Genomic DNA, 2,075 nt, shown 5'->3' with positions numbered 1-2,075 from the left:
TCGAACACCAACATCATAGGCCAAGGGAAGTGCTACCCTGGGCTTGACAGTCTCCCTCCTCGCTTTGGGGTTGCTTCCTAACTTGATGTATGTCAAGATGAAACCGGAGGGCGCACCGGTGAGCATGGCCGTAGATACTATTCCGCCTCAAAAGCTCCGAAAGGCCCGTGTGCTACTCGGCCTCACCCAGGTCGAAGCCGGCCGGGCTCTCGGCCAAGTCCGCCCCGAGACCGTGTCGAGGTGGGAGAACCGAAGTTCTTCCAGAGTCCGACCCCTGCACGCGCAGACAGCACGCTATCTGATCGTGATTTCCCGCATGCTGCAGGGGGTGGCGCCGACCGAAGAGGATCGACGGCGGTTCCTCAACTCGCCCCAGCCCGACCTCCGCGGGAAGACCCCCCGCCAGGTCTTGCTGGAGGACCCTCCGTTCGGCACCCGGCAGGTCTACGACCTGCTCGGCCGGATTCTCCACGGTATCCCCTCGTAACCCCGTATGACGACCGACCGGTTGCGCCGTCTCGAGGCGGCCATGGCCGGCCTGCGACCGCGGCGCGTTGAGGGAGTATGGCACCGTTTCGTCGCTGAGCTTCACAAGGACGACGCAGACAGCGATCAAGGCGCGCTCGAGCACGGCGGTCGCTACAACCCCCGTCGCGAGTACGGTGCCCTCTATCTCTCAGAGAGTCCGGCCGCGTGCCGGGCCGAGATGCTGCGGCGGCCTGGGGTGCGTGTGCGGTACTGGCATGCGCGCATCAAGGTCCGTGTCGCCAAGGCCTTGGACCTCACCGACCCGTCCACACGGGACAAGTTGTGTATCCTGCGGGAAGACCTTGTTTCCAACGAGTGGGGCGCCACGCAGGACCTCGGCCGCGCCGCGCGACGTGCTGGCTTCGACGCTCTGATCGTGCCGTCCGCCGCCGGCAACCACCACAACCTCGTGGTCTTCACGGATCTTCTGGCCGACGACGAGACTTCTGTGCCAGAGCATGTCGAACCCGCACCTCAAGAGCCGTAGGCCAGATTGGGTCGGTGTGGCGGCCGAGCCACGGTTTGACTGTTGTGTATTGCAGGGTTTTCGTGGTGCCGGGAGGGTGGTTCACCCCGTTTCGGAGATTGCCGTCCGGGTGGCTTAGTACTGTGGTTCATGAGTGCGAGCGCACATTGCCGGACCCTTTTCTCGTCTCGGCCACAGGCTTGCGCCCGACCCGAATCGGCGGGATACGTCTGAGCTCCCGGTTCTTCCTGTCGACGAAGCGAACCTCCACTCTGGCTCCAATGGCGGCAGCCAGCCTAGCGAGCGTAGGAAGCGTAGGGAGGTCCTTGGCGCCCTCGAGCCGGCTGAGCATCGGCCGCTTGATCTCGGCTCGTTCAGCCATCTCTTCCTGGGTTAGCCCCTTGGCGGCCCGAAGTGCGATGATCGCCCGAGCAAGCTGGAACTCGGGCTCCAGCTCATCGTAAGCCTTCCGGAACTCGGGGTCCCGGTAGAGATCCTGCTTCAGTTCCTTCCAAGGGCGGCTGAGCCTTGCCATCTCAATCCCTCCCGAGTCGTGCCGTGTAGTCCTGCATGCGTTGCTCCGCCACGCCAATCTCCCTCGACGGAGTCCTCTGAGTCTTCTTGACGAAGCCGTGCAACAGGACGAACTTCCGCTCCGGCGCGGCAAAGTACAACACGCGGCGCTGGACCTTGGCGTGCTCGACGCGTACCTCCCAGATCTTGCCCCGAAGGTGCGCGACGTACGGCTCCCTGACGCTGGTGCCGTGTTCCTCCAACAGATCAAAGATCCGAGCGAACCGTGCCTGGACCTTCGGGCCTTGCTCCCGCAGCCACACTTCGGCCGGACGGTTGCCCTCGCCAGTCTCATAGAACACAAGCTCCCACGGGCCAGTCGCCGATTCCATCGTCACGACGTCACAGTAACTCGAAAGTTACATCACGTCAAGTCAGTTCGTCGAGTTGGTTGACCGTGTGGACCGCCAGATGGGGCCAGATCTAGATTGCAGGGACACAAGACCGGTCAGTTGCGGATTCTGAGGCAAATCGATCACCTGTTCTGATAATCCCCGATCACTCGTTC

4 protein-coding genes are annotated in these 2,075 nt (G+C 62.9%); 2 read left to right on the top strand and 2 right to left on the bottom strand.

The window, feature by feature from the left end:
* Window positions 1-304 precede the first annotated feature (304 nt).
* Together RDU83_14005 and RDU83_14000 are read left to right on the top strand one after the other, a co-directional pair.
* Complete coding sequence (locus RDU83_14005) at window positions 305-487, top strand: MbcA/ParS/Xre antitoxin family protein (protein ID MDQ7842113.1); 183 nt, start codon at window positions 305-307, stop codon at window positions 485-487.
* A 42-nt stretch (window positions 488-529) separates the two neighbouring features.
* Window positions 530-1,015, top strand: a complete 486-nt coding sequence (locus RDU83_14000; protein MDQ7842112.1) for an RES family NAD+ phosphorylase — start codon at window positions 530-532, stop codon at window positions 1,013-1,015.
* Between the two features lie 127 nt (window positions 1,016-1,142).
* Here the strand turns inward: RDU83_14000 and RDU83_13995 are convergent, their stop codons facing one another.
* Together RDU83_13995 and RDU83_13990 are read right to left on the bottom strand one after the other, a co-directional pair.
* Entirely contained in the window at window positions 1,143-1,529 is a 387-nt protein-coding gene (locus RDU83_13995) for a helix-turn-helix transcriptional regulator (protein ID MDQ7842111.1), read from the bottom strand.
* 1 nt (window position 1,530) lies between these two features.
* Window positions 1,531-1,869, bottom strand: coding sequence for a type II toxin-antitoxin system RelE/ParE family toxin (locus RDU83_13990; GenBank protein ID MDQ7842110.1), 339 nt, complete (start codon window positions 1,867-1,869; stop codon window positions 1,531-1,533).
* Between the last annotated feature and the right edge of the window lie 206 nt (window positions 1,870-2,075).

Source organism: bacterium (genome assembly GCA_031082185.1).
In the GTDB taxonomy this organism is placed as follows: Bacteria; Sysuimicrobiota; Sysuimicrobiia; order Sysuimicrobiales; family Humicultoraceae; genus VGFA01.
This window is presented reverse-complemented; position numbering and strand designations above follow the sequence as displayed.

What these genes read in the sequence shown, in the direction of transcription:
- RDU83_13995 (MDQ7842111.1), bottom strand. Translation starts at nt 1,529, where the DNA reads ATGGCAAGGCTCAGCCGCCCTTGGAAGGAACTGAAGCAGGATCTCTAC.
- RDU83_14000 (MDQ7842112.1), top strand. Translation starts at nt 530, where the DNA reads ATGGCCGGCCTGCGACCGCGGCGCGTTGAGGGAGTATGGCACCGTTTC.